The organism is Roseovarius sp., assembly GCF_030373445.1.
Taxonomy (GTDB): Bacteria; Pseudomonadota; Alphaproteobacteria; order Rhodobacterales; family Rhodobacteraceae; genus Roseovarius.
Genome location: NZ_JAUCYU010000012.1, coordinates 94175 through 109056, shown reverse-complemented (window position 1 = coordinate 109056; position 14882 = coordinate 94175). Strand labels below are relative to the sequence as shown.

The window sequence follows — 14882 nt, the reverse complement described above, 5'->3', positions numbered from 1 at the left end:
CCGCCGCCATCCAGGCCGCCTGCCAGGCTACCGCCCCGCCACGCCCTACCGCTTCCGCGACTGGGCCGCCCTCTGATCTAAGCGCCTGTAAAATGGCGCCTTTCCCTGGCGCAACGGGCGCAGTATGCTCTCCTCCAGACGCCGCAAGAGCCCGACCGCCCATGCCACAATTCGATCTCGTCATCCTCGGCGCCGGCCCGGCAGGGGCCTCGGCCGCGATGACGGCCCGGAAACACGGGCTCTCGGTGGCGCTGGTCGACAAGGCACGTTTCCCGCGCCCCAAGCTCTGCGGCGGCCTTATCACCGGCCGCTGCGCCACCCATCTCAAACAAGTCTTCGACCTTGATATCGACCCGCAACTCTTTGAAACCCGGCGCAATTTCGAATTCTACATGGAGGGCCGCCCGCTCGGCCGGCTCGACGGGGTGCCGCCCACGCACCTGACCATGCGCTGGGATCTCGACCAGCTCCTGGTCTCGAAGGCGCTCGCCGCCGGCGCCGCCGACTATTCCGGCCAGCGGGTCGAGGCGCTCGACCTCGCCGCGCGCCGCGTCGCGCTGCACTCCGGCGATACCCTCGATTACCGCTGCCTGATCGGCGCCGACGGCGTCCAGAGCATCGTCGCCCGCGCCCTTTTCGGCGCGCCGTTCGACCCCGCCCGCGTGGGCTTTGCCCTCGAGATCGAGGCGCCCGCCCGCGCCCCCACGCCAGACACCCCCGTCCGCATCGATTTCGCCGCCGCCGACTGGGGCTATGGCTGGTCCTTCCCCAAGCGTGGCAGCACCACCATCGGGCTGGGCGGTCTGCACCTGAAGAACCCCGACATGAAGGCCCGCCTCTCCCGCTACCTCGATCAGCTCCACACCGGCCAAGGCACCAAGATCAAAGGACATTTCCTGCCCTTCGGCGGCTACAGGAGCGTTCCCGGCAAGGGCTGCGTCCTGCTGGCGGGCGATGCGGCGGGCTTCGTCGACCCGATCACCGGCGAGGGGATCGGCCACGCCATCCATTCCGGCGCGCTGGCCGCCACCGCCGCCGCACAAGCCATCGCCGCCGGCAAACCCGACACCGCGCTGGCCCGCTACCGCCCGATGACCCGGCCGATCCGCACCGCGCTGCGCTCGGCCCGCCTGCTGCGCCCGATGATCTTCTCGCCAACGCTCAAGCCATTCTTCGCCAGCACCTTCCGCGCCTCCCGCACGCTCAAGCGCGACTACATGCACCTGCTCTCCGGCGAGGTCGAATACCCGGCCCTCCTGGCCCGCACGATCCTTCGCCTGCCCCGGGCGGCATGGCGCTGGATGGTCCGGGGGAAACGCAGTGTTTCCCGGTAGCACCGTGATTTTTTCCTTGGTTTGACAAGCCTTTCCGGGGAATACTGCATGCCGTTCTGCCAACGGGGCTTGCCGCGGCCTGCCAACCGCCTTACCGCCGGCCCCCGCCACAAGGGATAGTATGATGCGCGATACGGTATTCGAAGATACGGTATTCGGCGGCCCGATCTTCGGCGAATCGCCGTCGGGCGGCCCGGCCGACGATCCGTTCGCCGATCTGCCCGGCGTCACCGCCCTGCCGCAAAACCCGGTGACCGTGGACGATTTCGACCCGGCCGAGGATATCCTCGTCATCGCGCTGGAAGACACCGGCGCCGAGGCCGTGATCGAAACCCGCCCCACCCGCGACGGGCGGGGTACAGACGTGCTGATCAACGGGCTGCGCGTGGCCACCGTGGCCGGCGTGCCGGGGCTCACTCCGGCCGATATCGGGCAGATCCTGCTCTGAGCGACGCATGGCGGCCACACCTCCGGCACGCCTTGTTTACGGAGTTTTGACATTTTTCCCGACATGGTGGCAAATGACCTCCGGGCCGCTTATGTCAGGTCGCCCAAGCAGGAGGCTGCCATGATCGACAGACGCCATTTCATCGCCACCGGGCTCGCCATGACGGGGGTCTCCACGCTGGCCGCCCCGGCCATCGCCCAGTCGGCCAGTTCGGTGATCAAGCCGCGCTACCAGCCCACCAAGGTGCAGATCAAGGCACCTTACGGGCCGGGGCAGCTTCTGATCCTGCCGCGGGCGCACTTCCTCTACTACGTCACCGCCCCGGGCGAGGCGATGCGCTACGGCGTCGGCGTCGGCCGCGCCGGGCTCGAATTCCAGGGCTCCGCCACCATCCAGGCCAAGCGCAAATGGCCCGACTGGCGTCCCACCGACGAGATGATCGAGCGGGAGCCGAAAACCTATTCCAAGTTCGCCGCGGACGAAAGCTATCGACAGCCCGGCGGCCCGGGCAACCCGCTCGGCGCGCGGGCGCTCTACCTCTTCAAGAACGGCCGCGACACCTATTTCCGCATCCACGGCACCAACGCGCCGCGCACCATCGGCCTGTCGGTCTCGAACGGCTGCATCCGGATGCTGAACGCCCACGTGGAAGACCTCTACGAGCGTGTCCCGATCGGCACCAAGGTCACGGTTCTTTAACCCGGCCATTAACGGTTCATTAACCGAATCGGTGGCACTTTCCGGCCCGGTCAACGGGGTAAGTTTCGTGCTGTCATAGAAATTTTTCTTGTGTTAGCGCCGGAACAGGGCCATATCAGGCGCGCGACGTTATCTCTATCGACCACCTGCTCCTATCCACGGCTCAGTCACTCGATCTAGCAATGACTTGCCGGTCTGCCGCAATTCCGCGGGCAGAAACATACCAGGAGACAGCACATGGCCACTGGCACTGTGAAATGGTTCAACACCACCAAAGGCTTCGGCTTCATCGCGCCTGACGCAGGCGGCAAGGACGTTTTCGTCCACATCTCGGCCGTCGAGCGCGCCGGCCTGACCGGCCTCGCCGACAACCAGAAGGTGACCTTCGACGTGGAAGCCGGCCGTGACGGCCGCGAAGCGGCGACCAACCTCGCCCTCGCCTGAGACGCGTGTTGACAAGATAGAGAAGGGCCCCTCGCCGGGGCCCTTTTTCGTTGGGTGGCGGTCAGTCGACCTCCCCGATCAGCTCCAGCACCTTCGGCCCCATCGCCTCGACGATGCGGGCCACGCCCTCGGCGTTGGGGTGGATGCCGTCCGACTGGAACAACCCCCGCGCCTCCGCCGGGTCAGTCGTCCCCAGACCCTCGAAGAAGCTCTCGACGTAAAGCGTGCCATACGCCTCGGCCAACTCCGGGTACATCCCGTCGAAGGCCGCCTTGTACTCCGCCCCGTAATTCCCCGGCGCGTCCATCCCCACCAGCAGCACCGGCACCTCCTGCGTTTCCGCCGCGGCCAGTATCCGGTCGAGGTTCTCCCGCGACACCGCCGGGTCGATCCCCCGCAAGAGATCATTCCCGCCCAGCGCCACGATCATCGCGTCCACCTCGGGCGTCAGGCTCCATTCCACGCGCGACGCACCGCCCGCCGTGGTATCCCCCGACACCCCGCCATTGATCAGCGTGGCCTCGGCCCCCTGCCCGTCCAGCCAGCCCTGCAATTGAGGCACGAACCCGTCCGCCTCGGCCAGCCCGTAGCCCTGCGTCAGGCTGTCGCCGAAGGCCAGCACCGTGACCTCCTCGGCCCAGGCGGGCGTCGCGGCCAGCATAATGACCGCCAGCGCCTTGCCCCGCGCCAGCGTGACCCCATATGACAGAAAACCTTTCATTTTCAGGCGCCAGTTCATGTCTTCACCCGTTCTTTCGCTTCAGGACGCTTCGCTTTCACTCAAGGGCAATGCGGGCCCCGTCCGGATACTTGATGCGATCTCCCTCGATGTCCACCGGCAAGAGACCGTGGGCCTCATCGGCCCCTCCGGTTCCGGCAAATCCTCGCTGCTGATGCTGATGGGCGGGCTGGAACAGGCCACCGGCGGCACCGTCACCGCGCTCGGCCACGACCTCACCAGCATGACCGAGGATCAGCTCGCCCGCCTCCGCCGCGATCATTTCGGCGTGGTCTTCCAGTCCTTCCACCTGATCCCGACCATGACGGCGCTCGAAAACGTGGCGACCCCGCTGGAGCTAGCCGGCGCAGCGGATGCCTTTGCCCGCGCCGAGGAAGAGCTGAAGACCGTCGGCCTCGTAAGCCGCATGAACCACTACCCCTCGCAGCTTTCGGGCGGCGAACAACAGCGCGTGGCGCTCGCCCGCGCCGCCGCCCCGCGCCCCGATATCCTGCTGGCGGATGAACCCACGGGCAACCTCGACTCGGTCAACGGCGCCGCCATCGTCGACCTGCTCTTCGGCCTGCGCGAACGCCACAACGCCACGCTCATCCTCGTCACCCACGCCCCCGAACTGGCCCATCGCTGCGACCGGGTCATCACCCTGACCGACGGCCGCCTCTCCCGGACCGAGGCCGCCGCATGAGAACACTGCGGCTGGCCGCGAAACTGGCAGCGCGGGAATTGCGGGGCGGCCTGCGCGGCTTCCGCATCTTCCTCGCCTGCGTGATCCTCGGCGTGGCGGCCATCGCCGCCGTGGGCACCGTGCGCGAAAGCATCGCCACCGGCCTCTCGCAGGAAGGCGCCCGCCTTCTGGGCGGCGATGCCGAGATCGAACTCACCTACCGCTTCGCCAACGAGGCGGAACGCGCGTGGATGGAGAAAACCGCCACCCGCGTCTCCGAGATCGCCGATTTCCGCTCCATGGCCGCCGTTCCCGACGGCCCCCGCGGCCTGACCCAGGTGAAGGCGGTCGACGACGCCTACCCGCTCGTGGGCCAGGTCACGCTCGACCCGCCCATGCCGCTTGCCGAGGCCTTGGCCGGCCAAAACGACACCCCCGGCCTCGTCATGCACCCCCTGCTGATCGACCGGCTCGGCATCGCCCCCGGCGATACCGTCCGCCTCGGCACGCGCGACTTCCGCCTGATGGCCTCGCTCGAGTCGGAGCCCGACAACGCCACCGCCGGCTTCGGCCTCGGCCCCCGTACCATCGTCGCGACCGAGGCGCTGGAAGGCTCCGGCCTGCTCGAACCCGGCTCGCTCTACTCCACCAAGTACCGGCTCGACCTGCCGCCGGGCGCCATCCTGCCGCTGGTCGAGGCCGACGCCAAGGCAACGCTCGAAGACAGCGGCCTGCGCTGGCGCGATGCCCGCAACGGCGCGCCGGGCGTCGCCGAGTTCGTCCAGCGCCTCGGTGCCTTCCTCGTGCTCGTCGGCCTCTCGGGCCTCGCCGTCGGCGGCGTTGGCATCTCGGCCGCGCTGCGCGCCTACCTCGCCGGCAAGACCCAGACCATCGCCACCCTGCGCACCTTGGGCGCGGGGCAGTCCACCATCTTCCTCACCTACTTCCTGCAGGTGGGCGCGCTCGCCACCCTCGGGCTGGTCCTCGGCCTCGCCCTCGGCGTGGGCGTTCCCGTGCTCCTCTCGCCCCTCATCGAGGCGCAACTCCCCGTCCCGGCGGTCTTCGCCCCCTACCCCGCCCCGATGATCGAGGCCGCGATCTACTCCGTCCTGACGGTGCTGATCTTCACCCTCTGGCCGCTGGCCCGCGCCAAGGACGTGCGCGCCGCCGCCCTCTACCGCGACGCGCTCGCCCGGGCCCGCAACCTGCCGTCGTGGCCATTCGTCCTTGCCACGCTGGCGCTTCTGGCCCTCCTTCTCTTCGCCGCCGCCGGCTTCTCCGGCAACCTCGAACTCACCCTCTGGACCGCCGGCGGCATCCTCGGCGCCCTCCTCATCCTCGCCATCGCCGGCCTCGGCATCCAGGCCGCCGCCCGCGCCCTGCGCCCCGCCGCCCGCGGCCGCCCGGCATTGGGCTGGGCGCTGGCCGCCATCGGCGGGCCGGGCAGTACCGCGGGCCCCGTCGTCCTGTCGCTCGGCCTCGGCCTTTCCGTCCTCGCCGCCGTCGGCCAGATCGACCAGAACCTGCGCGGCGCCATCGCCCGCGACCTGCCCGACCAGGCCCCCTCCTTCTTCTTCGTCGACATCCAGAAGGACCAGATCGGCCCCGTCCTCGACCGCCTCGAAACCGACCCCGGCGTCAGCCGCATCGACAACGCGCCCATGCTGCGCGGCATCCTCAGCCGCATCAACGGCCAGCCCGCGTCCGAGGTCGCGGGCGAGCACTGGGTCGTCCAGGGCGACCGCGGCATCACCTATGCCGATGCCGTCCCCTCCCGCACCACGATCGTCGACGGAGACTGGTGGGGCGAAGGCTACGAGGGCGAGCCGCAGGTCAGCTTTGCCGCCGAAGAAGCCGCCGAAATGGGGCTCAAGCTCGGCGACGAGATCACCGTCAACATCCTCGGCCGCGACATCACGGCGACCCTCACCTCCTTCCGCGAGGTCGATTTCTCGACCGCCGGGATGGGCTTCATCATGGTCATGAACCAGGCCGCGCTCGAAGCCGCGCCGCATACCTTCATCGCCACCGTCTATGCCGACGAGGCCGCCGAAGCGGCGATCTTCCGCGATCTCTCCGACAGCTACCCCAACATCACCGCCATCCGCGTCCGCGACGCCATCGACCAGGTCAGCGACCTTCTGGCGGGCCTCGCCTCGGCCACCGCCTGGGGCGCGGCGGCGACATTGCTCACCGGCTTCCTCGTCCTCATCGGCGCGGCGGCCGCCGACCAGCGCTCGCGCAGCTACGAGGCGGCGATCCTGAAAACCCTCGGCGCCACCCGCGCCCGCATCCTTGCCGGGCTGACCCTGCGCTCCGCCCTCCTCGGCTTGGCCGCCGGGCTGGTGGCGCTCTTCGCGGGCATCGCCGGCGGCTGGGCGGTCAGCCACTACATCATGGACACCGGCTTCGAGATCGCCTGGGGCCCGGCCGTGCTGATCGTGGCGGGCGGGGCGGTCATCAGCCTGCTCGCCGGCCTCGCCTTCGCCCTCGGGCCGGTCTCCGCCAAGCCGGCAAGGGTTCTCCGCGCACAGGACTAAGGCCAAGTTGAACTTCCCGCCCAAGGGTGGCACTTCATGGCCCAAGCCAGCCCGAAAGGGGGAATCGCCCATGCCCGACAGCCTGCCCATCCCGCTGACCTCGCCGCTCAGCCGCGCCCAGCAGACCAGCCTCGTGAACCTCGTCCGCCGCGCCGCGAAAACCGAGATCATGCCGCATTTCCGCAACCTCGGCCATGCCGACATCTCGGCCAAGGCCGACCGGTTCGACCTCGTCACCGCTGCCGACATCGCGGCCGAGGCCATGCTCGCACGCGGCATCCAGCAGATGTTCCCCCACGCCCTCGTCGTGGGCGAGGAGGCGGCGGCCGACGACCCCTCGATCACCGACAAGCTGGCCGAGGCCGAACTGGCCTTCATCATCGACCCGGTCGACGGCACATGGAACTACGCCCACGGCCTGTCGCTCTTCGGCGTGATCCTCTCGGCCACCCGCTTCGGCCGCCCGGTCTGGGGGCTTCTCTATGACCCGGTTATGGATGACTGGATCACCGCCGACGAGGGCAGCGACGGCGCGGTGCTCGCCCGCAGCCTCGGCGCCGACCGCCCGCTCAGCGTCTCGCAGGGCGCCGAACTGGCCGACCTGTCGGGCTACGTGCCCATCTACAACCTGCCCGAGGACAAGCGCGCCGCGCTCTCTGAAACCCTGCCCCGCTTCGCCTTCACCACGGCCCTGCGCTGTTCCTGCCATCATTACCGGACTTTGGCGCAAGGCGGCATGGATTTCCTCCTCTCTGGCCCGCCAAAGCCGTGGGACCACGCCGCCGGCGTGCTGATCACGCAGAAGGCCGGCGGCGTCGCCCGCATGCTCGACGGCTCCGACTTCGTGGCCGGGAAGATGGACAGCTACATCCTCGCCGCCCCCGACGAACAAAGCTGGACCCGCCTGCGCGACACTTTCTCCTTCCTGCTGGACTGAGAGCGCAGCAGGGGGGCCAGCCCCCCACGTTGAAATCAGGAGATTTCAACGCTCCCCCCGGGATACTTTTGGCCAGAAGAAGCATGTCTTCCGGCTTCTTCTGGCCCCAAATATCCCCGCCGGAGGCATCCGACAGTCAGACCAGGCGCCGGCATCTCAGGTCAGGCGCGCCCGCTGTCCACCCGGCGACACTCCGAAAAGCCCCCGGTAGACCCGCGCGAAATGCGTGGTCGATCGGAACCCCGTGGCCACCGCGATCTCGGTCACCGATTTCTCGCTCTGCAACAGCAGGTTCCGCGCCCGCTGGAGCCGCATCTCGAGGTAGTATTTCGACGGCGACCGCTCCAGGTACTGGCCGAAAAGCCGCTCCAGCTGTCGGGTCGAGATGCCCACCTGCCGGGCGACCTCCGCCGTCGGCACCGGGTCCTCGATCGACTCCGACATGATCTGAACCGCCTGGGTCAGGTGCGGGTTGCGCATCCCGTGCCGGGCCTGGACCGAGACCTTCTGCGTGGCGCTGGCCTCGCGCACGGTGTTGTAGACCATCTGGTCGGCCACCTCGTTGGCAAGGTCCGCCCCGTGCGCCTGCCCCATCAGGTGCAGCATCAGGTCCGCCGTCGCCGTCCCGCCCGAGGCGGTGATGATCTTCTCGTCGGCGACGAAGACATTGGGCACGAGTTGGACGTTCGGGAACTCCTCGACGAAGAGATCGTGATAGGCCCAGTGAATGGCCGCGCGCATCCCGTCGAGCATCCCGGCATATGCCAGGATATAGGCCGCCGAGCACAGCGCCCCGATTTGCGTGCCATGCGACCGCTCGCGCCGGAGCGCCGACAGGAGCCGCTTCGTCAAATGGTTGCGCATGTTCGAGCCCGCCAGCAGGAACAGCCGGTCCGCCTTCACCGGCCGGTCGAACCCGCCATGCACCCGCACCACCGTGCCATTGTTGCCAAGCGCCGTCTCGCCGTTCTCCGAGGCGAAGCTCCACTCGTAGAGCGGTTTGCCGGACACGAGATTGGCGATCCTGAGCGGCTCGACCGCGCAGGAAAAGGACAGATGCGCAAATTCATCGACCAGGTAAAAGACGAAGCTTTCCGTCTTGGCCATCACCGCCTCCCGGACATGGGTCCATCCGGACGGCGATTAGAGGATGCGCGGGGCTCCGTAAAGCCCCGCCGTTGCAGGGCGGGCTACTCCGCCGCCTCGGCATAGTCCTCCATCGGCGGGCAGGTACAGACGAGGTGCCTGTCGCCATAGGCGTTGTCGACCCGGTTGACCGGCGGCCAGTACTTGTCGACCCGGAAGGCGCCCGGCGGGAAACAGGCCTGTTCGCGGCTATAGGGCCGTTCCCATTCCTTCACCAGGTCCTCCATCGTGTGCGGCGCGTTCTTCAACGGGTTGTTCTTGCCGTCGATCTTGCCGTCTTCCACATCCCGGATCTCCTCGCGGATGGCCAGCATCGCCTCGCAGAACCGGTCGAGCTCGGCCTTGGTCTCGCTCTCCGTGGGCTCCACCATCAGCGTGCCCGCCACCGGCCAGCTCATCGTGGGCGCGTGGAATCCGTTGTCGATCAGCCGCTTGGCGATGTCGTCCACCGTCACCTTGGCGCTCTCGGCAAAGGGGCGGGTGTCGAGGATGCATTCATGCGCGATCCGCCCCTGCGAGCCCTTGTAGAGCACGTCATAGGCCCCTTCGAGCCGCTTGGCGACGTAGTTGGCATTGAGGATCGCCACCCGCGTCGCCTGCGTCAGCCCGGCCCCGCCCATCATCAGGATGTAGGCCCAGCTGATCGGCAGGATCGAGGGCGAGCCAAAGGGCGCGGCGGACACCGGCCCGGCCTCGCCCCCCGTCGCCGGATGACCTGGCAGGTGATCGGCTAGGTGCGCCTTCACCCCGATCGGCCCCATGCCGGGCCCGCCACCGCCATGCGGAATGCAGAAGGTCTTGTGCAGGTTCAGGTGGCTCACGTCGCCACCCACGTCGCCGGGCCTTGCCAGCCCCACCATCGCATTGAGGTTCGCCCCGTCGATATAGACCTGCCCGCCATGGTCATGGACGATCCGACAGACATCGCGCACATTCTCTTCGAAGACGCCATGGGTGCTGGGATAGGTGATCATGCACCCGGCCAGGTTCTCGGAATGCTCCTCGGCCTTGGCCCGGAAATCCTCGAGGTCGATATCCCCGCTCTTGCCGGATTTCACCACCACCACCTTCCAGCCCACCATCTGGGCGCTGGCGGGGTTGGTGCCATGCGCGCTCATCGGGATGAGGCAGACATTGCGGTGCCCCTCGCCATTCGCGCGGTGATAGGCGGCAATGGTCAGCAGCCCCGCATATTCCCCCTGCGCGCCCGAGTTGGGCTGCATGGAAATGGCGTCATAGCCGGTGATCTCGCACAGCTTGGCGTTCAGGTCGCCGATCAGCTCCTTGTAGCCCAGCGCCTGGTTCTCGGGGCAATAGGGGTGCAGGTCGGCGAACTCGCGCCAGCTGATCGGCATCATCTCGGCGGCCGAGTTGAGCTTCATCGTGCAGCTGCCCAGCGGAATCATCGCCCGGTCGAGCGCGAGGTCGCGGTCGGCCAGCCGCCGCATGTAGCGCATCATCTCGGTCTCGGCCCGGTTCATGTGGAAGATCGGGTGGGTCAGGTATTCGGACGTGCGGTGCATCTTCTCGGGGACGCGGTACTCGGGCTCGAAATCGTCATCCTTCCGTTCGATCCCGAAGGCCCGCCAGACGCCTTCCACGCTCTCCGGCCGCGTCGCCTCGTCGATGGTGATGCCGACGCGGGTCTCGCCCACGCGTCGCAGGTTGATCCCCTCGTCCACCGCCGATTTCATCACCGCCGCCTGAAGCGGGCCAACATCGACCGTGATCGTGTCGAAGAACGCCTTCGGGTCCACCTTGAACCCGTTCTGCTCCAACCCGCGGGCCAGCCGCACTGTCTTGCGGTGGATGCGCTGCGCGATGGCCTTCAGCCCCTTGGGCCCGTGGAAGACGGCGTACATCGACGCCATCACCGCCAGAAGCGCCTGCGCGGTGCAGACATTGCTGGTGGCCTTCTCGCGCCGGATATGCTGCTCGCGGGTCTGCAGCGCCAGCCGGTATGCCCGGTTGCCGTGGCTGTCCACCGACACGCCCACCAGCCGCCCCGGCATCGCCCGCTTCATCGGCTCGCGGCAGGCCATGTAGGCGGCATGCGGCCCGCCATAACCCATCGGCACGCCGAAGCGCTGGGTGCTGCCCACGGCGATATCCGCCCCCATCGCGCCCGGCTCCTTCAGCAGGGTCAGCGACAGCGGGTCGGCCGAAACGACCCCGATCCCCTGATGCTCATGCAGCGCCGCGATCTGGTCGCTGAAATCGCGCACGTGGCCATAGGTGCCGGGATACTGGAAGATCGCCCCGAACACCTTGTCGGCCTCCAGCTTGTCGGGGTTGCCGACGATCACCTCGATGCCCAGCGGCTCGGCCCGCGTCTTGATCACGGCGATGTTCTGCGAGTGGCAATCGCGGTCCACGAAGAACGCCTTCGCCTTCGATTTCGACACCCTTTGCGCCATGGTCATCGCCTCGGCACAGGCCGTTGCCTCGTCCAGAAGCGAGGCATTGGCGATCTCCAGGCCCGTCAGGTCGCTGATCATGGTCTGGAAGTTCAAAAGCGCTTCGAGCCGCCCCTGGCTGATCTCGGGCTGGTAGGGCGTGTAGGAGGTGTACCACGCCGGGTTCTCGAGGATATTCCGCTGGATCGCCGGCGGCGTCACCGTGCCGTGATAGCCCTGCCCGATCAGGCTGACGAGCACCTTGTTCTTCGACGACACGCCACGCATGTAATGCAGCAATTCCCGCTCCGACTTGGGCTTGCCGAAATCGAGCGGCGTCTCCTGCCGGATCGCCTTCGGTACCGTCTCGTCGATCAGCGCATCGAGGCTGTCGGCCCCCACCACCTTCAGCATCTCCTCCATCTCTTCCGGCGAGGGGCCGATATGGCGGCGGTTGGCGAAATCGTAGGGCAGGTAGTCGGTGGGTTTGAAGGGCATCTCTTACCTCGTCTGGAATTGCGGGCCGGCGCAGGCCGCGCCGCCCGGCTTTCATCTTTCGCCAAATACTCCCGCCGGAGGCAGCGCAACGGCCGCCCCTATGCGGCACGCCTCAACTGATGAACTGCTGGTACGCGGCCTCGTCCATCAGGTCGTCCATCTGGCTGGGGTCCGACGGCTTGATCTTGAAGAACCAGCCGTCGCCCATCGGGTCTTCGTTCACCTTGCCCGGCTCGTCGACGATCGCCTCGTTCACTTCGGTGATCTCGCCATCGACCGGCGCCATGATGTCCGACGCGGCCTTGACGCTTTCGATCACCACGATCTCGTCATCCTTGCTGACGGTCTTGCCCTCCTCGGGCAGCTCGATGAAGACGATATCGCCCAGCTCGTTGGCGGCATGTTCGGTGATGCCGACGACAATCTCGTCGCCTTCGGGCTTCAGCCATTCATGCTGTTCGGTGAATTTCATGTGGGTCTCCCTCGTGTTGGATCAGCGTTTGAAATTGGCAGGCGTAAAGGGCAGCTCGGCCACCCGGACCGGCAGGCGCTTGCCACGCACCTCGCCGAAAAGCCGGGCACCGGGGCGCGACAGCTCGGCGGGCACGTAGCCCATCGACACCGGCGCGCCCACCGTCGGGCCGAACGCGCCGGATGTCACGTGGCCAATGGCCTCGCCACCCTCTTCGTTGGCGAAAAGCTGCACACCCTCGCGCATCGGCGCGCGGCCCTCGGGGGCAAGGCCCACGCGCAGCCGCGGCGTGCCCTCGTCCAGCTCGTTCAGGATACGCTCGGCGCCCGGAAAACCGCCCGCCCGGTCGCCGCCACTGCGGCGCACCTTTTGGATCGCCCAGGCAAGGTTGCCCTCAACCGGGCTGGTCGTTTCGTCGATATCGTGGCCGTAAAGGCAAAGCCCGCCTTCCAGCCGCAGGCTGTCCCGCGCGCCAAGCCCGATGGGCTCCACCGCCTCATGCGCCAGCAGCTGCCGCGCCAGCGCCTCGGCATGGGTCGCGTGCACCGAGATCTCGTAGCCGTCCTCGCCCGTATAGCCCGAGCGCGACACCCACAATTCCCCGAAATCCGAAGTGAAAATGCCGGTATCCATGAACTTCATGATGTCGCAGCCCGGTGCCACCGGCTCCAGCACCTCTTCCGCCGCCGGGCCCTGCAGCGACAGAAGCGCGCGGTCCCGCTGCTCGGCCACCTCGACCCCCGGCAGGCCCGCCTTCATATGCGCGATATCGGCCTCCTTGCAGGCCGCGTTGACCACCACCAGCATGTGATCGCCGCGGTTGGTCATCATCAGGTCGTCAAGGATGCCGCCCTCGTCATTGGTGAAGAACCCGTAGCGCTGCCGCTTCTCGCCCAGGGGCAGAAGGCTCACCGGCACCAGCCCCTCCATCGCCTGCGCCACCGGGCCATAGCCGCCCTCGTGCCGCAGGATCACCTGCCCCATGTGGCTGACATCGAACAGCCCCGCCTTTTCCCGCGTATGCAGATGCTCCTTCATGACGCCAAGCTTGTACTGCACGGGCATCTCGTAGCCGGCAAAGGGCACCATCTTCGCGCCCAGTTCCACGTGCAAATCGTATAGCGGCGTCCTGCCGAGATCGCTCATCCCGCACCTTTCTCGCTCTTCAAGGCCGGGTCGCGTGATGGGTCGCATCCGGCACCGTTTCGGCACGCACTGCGCGCGCCATTTCCGATGCCCCCTCTGTCCTTCTGCCTGAGATCGCTATCCCTTCGGCGCCCCGGTCATGCTGCCGGGATCTCTCCAGAGTTCACTTCAGATGCAAAACGGTCCCTGAGGCCTGAGAGTTTCCGGGGCGGTTGCTCCTTCGGCACCGGCTGTGGCCGGTTCTCCCGTTTCGATCTGGGTGTACGCTAGTATACGGGACGAGTCGTTTCAAGCCCGCTTCGCGCAGGGGAGCGGGCGCAGGATATCGGCCAGCGCCACGTTCTCGCAGATCAGGTCATCCAGCGTCAACCGGTCGAGATGGGCATAGAACGCCTCCGCCGCATCGGCCATCGCCTCGCGCAGGCGGCACGCCTCGACAAGTGGGCAGGTGTTGTCGATATCGGCAAAGCATTCCACCAGCGGCGCCTGCGCCTCGAGGTCGCGGAACACCCCGCCCACCTCGATCTCGCCCATTGGCCGCGCCAGCGTGATGCCCCCGGCCCGGCCGCGCTGCGTGTGCAGGTAACCCAGCTGCGCCAGCCGGTTGATCACCTGTGCCAGGTGGCTTTCGGAGGTGTTGCAGCGCTCGGCGATCTCCGCCTTGGTCACCAGCCGGCCGGCATGGACACCGCAGAACATGAGAACGCGGAACGCGATGTTGGTTCGTTTCGTGACACGCATGCCCGATGCCCTCCCCGGCTTGATGTCCGGGAACATTGCAGGCAGATAAAGAGGCGTACCATGACACAGATCAAAACATACACGGCAGATACAACTTCTGCCCCCGACCTGCCCGAGGCGTATTTCTTCGGCTACGGCAGCCTCGTGAACCGCGACACCCATCATTTCCGGAACGCCGAGCTGGCCCGCCTGAAGGGTTGGCGGCGGGCTTGGCGGCACACCGTCATCCGCCCGGTCGCCTATCTCACCGTCATCCCCGACCCCGTGGCCGAGATCGACGGGCTGATCGCCCCGGTCCCCGCCGCCGACTGGGCCGCGCTCGACGAGCGCGAGGGCGCCTATGACCGCATCGCTGCACACGGGCAGATCACCCACAGCCTCGCCCACCGCCCCGAGATCGCCGTCTACACCATCCCCGAGGGCAAGCACGGCGCGCCGGATGAAACCTGCCCGGTGCTGCTGAGTTATCTGGATGTGGTCGTGCAGGGCTACCTGCGCGAATTCGGCGAACAGGGGGTGCAGCGGTTCTTCGACACGACGGATGGATGGGACGCCCCGGTGCTCAACGACCGGGCCGATCCGGTCTACCCCCGCCACCGCACGCTCAACGAGCACGAGCGCGCCCTTGTCGATGACATGCTGGCCGAAAGAAAGGTTCGCCTTTTGACCCGCTAGGCG

14 protein-coding genes and 2 riboswitches are annotated in these 14882 nt (G+C 67.4%); of the genes, 8 read left to right on the top strand and 6 right to left on the bottom strand.

The annotated features are described in order from the left end of the window. The first annotated feature begins 161 nt into the window (after positions 1-161). The 4 genes from QUV18_RS19520 to QUV18_RS19505 all read left to right on the top strand — a co-directional run bounded on the left by QUV18_RS19520 (position 162) and on the right by QUV18_RS19505 (position 2925). The gene (locus tag QUV18_RS19520; protein ID WP_300895768.1) at positions 162-1334 is read left to right on the top strand and encodes a geranylgeranyl reductase family protein; all 1173 of its coding nucleotides are present in this window, start codon (positions 162-164) and stop codon (positions 1332-1334) included. 124 nt (positions 1335-1458) lie between these two features. Beyond that, a complete protein-coding gene (locus QUV18_RS19515; protein WP_300895767.1) occupies positions 1459-1782 on the top strand; it encodes a hypothetical protein in 324 nt (107 codons plus the stop codon). 120 nt (positions 1783-1902) lie between these two features. Further along, positions 1903-2481, top strand: a complete 579-nt coding sequence (locus QUV18_RS19510) for a L,D-transpeptidase (protein ID WP_300895766.1) — start codon at positions 1903-1905, stop codon at positions 2479-2481. A gap of 237 nt (positions 2482-2718) precedes the next feature. After that, positions 2719-2925 carry a cold-shock protein gene (locus tag QUV18_RS19505; RefSeq protein WP_300895765.1) on the top strand — a complete coding sequence of 69 codons (207 nt, stop codon included), beginning with the start codon at positions 2719-2721 and terminating at the stop codon, positions 2923-2925. A 61-nt stretch (positions 2926-2986) separates the two neighbouring features. Here QUV18_RS19505 and QUV18_RS19500 read toward each other — a convergent pair whose 3' ends face one another. Further along, positions 2987-3646: an arylesterase gene (locus tag QUV18_RS19500; RefSeq protein ID WP_300895764.1), complete on the bottom strand. Its 660-nt coding sequence runs from the start codon at positions 3644-3646 to the stop codon at positions 2987-2989. Positions 3647-3662: 16 nt separating this feature from the next. Between QUV18_RS19500 and QUV18_RS19495 the strand changes: the two genes are divergently transcribed. From QUV18_RS19495 to QUV18_RS19485, 3 genes are all read left to right on the top strand, one after another. Beyond that, entirely contained in the window at positions 3663-4349 is a 687-nt protein-coding gene (locus QUV18_RS19495; RefSeq protein WP_300895763.1) for an ATP-binding cassette domain-containing protein, read from the top strand. Further along, positions 4346-6868: an FtsX-like permease family protein gene (locus QUV18_RS19490; RefSeq protein ID WP_300895762.1), complete on the top strand. Its 2523-nt coding sequence runs from the start codon at positions 4346-4348 to the stop codon at positions 6866-6868. The genes QUV18_RS19495 and QUV18_RS19490 overlap by 4 nt, the downstream gene beginning before the upstream one ends. Before the next feature lie 70 nt (positions 6869-6938). Continuing rightward, positions 6939-7805, top strand: a complete 867-nt coding sequence (locus QUV18_RS19485) for an inositol monophosphatase (RefSeq protein WP_300895761.1) — start codon at positions 6939-6941, stop codon at positions 7803-7805. Between the two features lie 156 nt (positions 7806-7961). On the opposite strand, the gene QUV18_RS19480 is transcribed toward QUV18_RS19485, so the two are convergent. The 5 genes from QUV18_RS19480 to QUV18_RS19460 all read right to left on the bottom strand — a co-directional run bounded on the left by QUV18_RS19480 (position 7962) and on the right by QUV18_RS19460 (position 14204). Next, positions 7962-8912 carry a GlxA family transcriptional regulator gene (locus QUV18_RS19480; protein WP_300895760.1) on the bottom strand — a complete coding sequence of 317 codons (951 nt, stop codon included), beginning with the start codon at positions 8910-8912 and terminating at the stop codon, positions 7962-7964. Positions 8913-8995: 83 nt separating this feature from the next. Next, the gene (gcvP, locus tag QUV18_RS19475) at positions 8996-11845 is read right to left on the bottom strand and encodes an aminomethyl-transferring glycine dehydrogenase (RefSeq protein WP_300895759.1); all 2850 of its coding nucleotides are present in this window, start codon (positions 11843-11845) and stop codon (positions 8996-8998) included. 112 nt (positions 11846-11957) lie between these two features. Then, entirely contained in the window at positions 11958-12317 is a 360-nt protein-coding gene (gene gcvH / locus QUV18_RS19470) for a glycine cleavage system protein GcvH (RefSeq protein WP_300895758.1), read from the bottom strand. A gap of 21 nt (positions 12318-12338) precedes the next feature. Then, positions 12339-13463: a glycine cleavage system aminomethyltransferase GcvT gene (gene gcvT / locus QUV18_RS19465; protein WP_300895757.1), complete on the bottom strand. Its 1125-nt coding sequence runs from the start codon at positions 13461-13463 to the stop codon at positions 12339-12341. A gap of 86 nt (positions 13464-13549) precedes the next feature. Further along, positions 13550-13633, bottom strand: a riboswitch (glycine riboswitch). After that, positions 13634-13721: riboswitch (glycine riboswitch) on the bottom strand. A gap of 30 nt (positions 13722-13751) precedes the next feature. Continuing rightward, positions 13752-14204, bottom strand: a complete 453-nt coding sequence (locus tag QUV18_RS19460; protein WP_300895756.1) for an Rrf2 family transcriptional regulator — start codon at positions 14202-14204, stop codon at positions 13752-13754. A gap of 60 nt (positions 14205-14264) precedes the next feature. Here QUV18_RS19460 and QUV18_RS19455 point away from each other — a divergent pair, with 60 nt between their 5' ends. Next, the gene (locus tag QUV18_RS19455; RefSeq protein WP_300895755.1) at positions 14265-14879 is read left to right on the top strand and encodes a gamma-glutamylcyclotransferase family protein; all 615 of its coding nucleotides are present in this window, start codon (positions 14265-14267) and stop codon (positions 14877-14879) included. Positions 14880-14882: the final 3 nt, after the last annotated feature.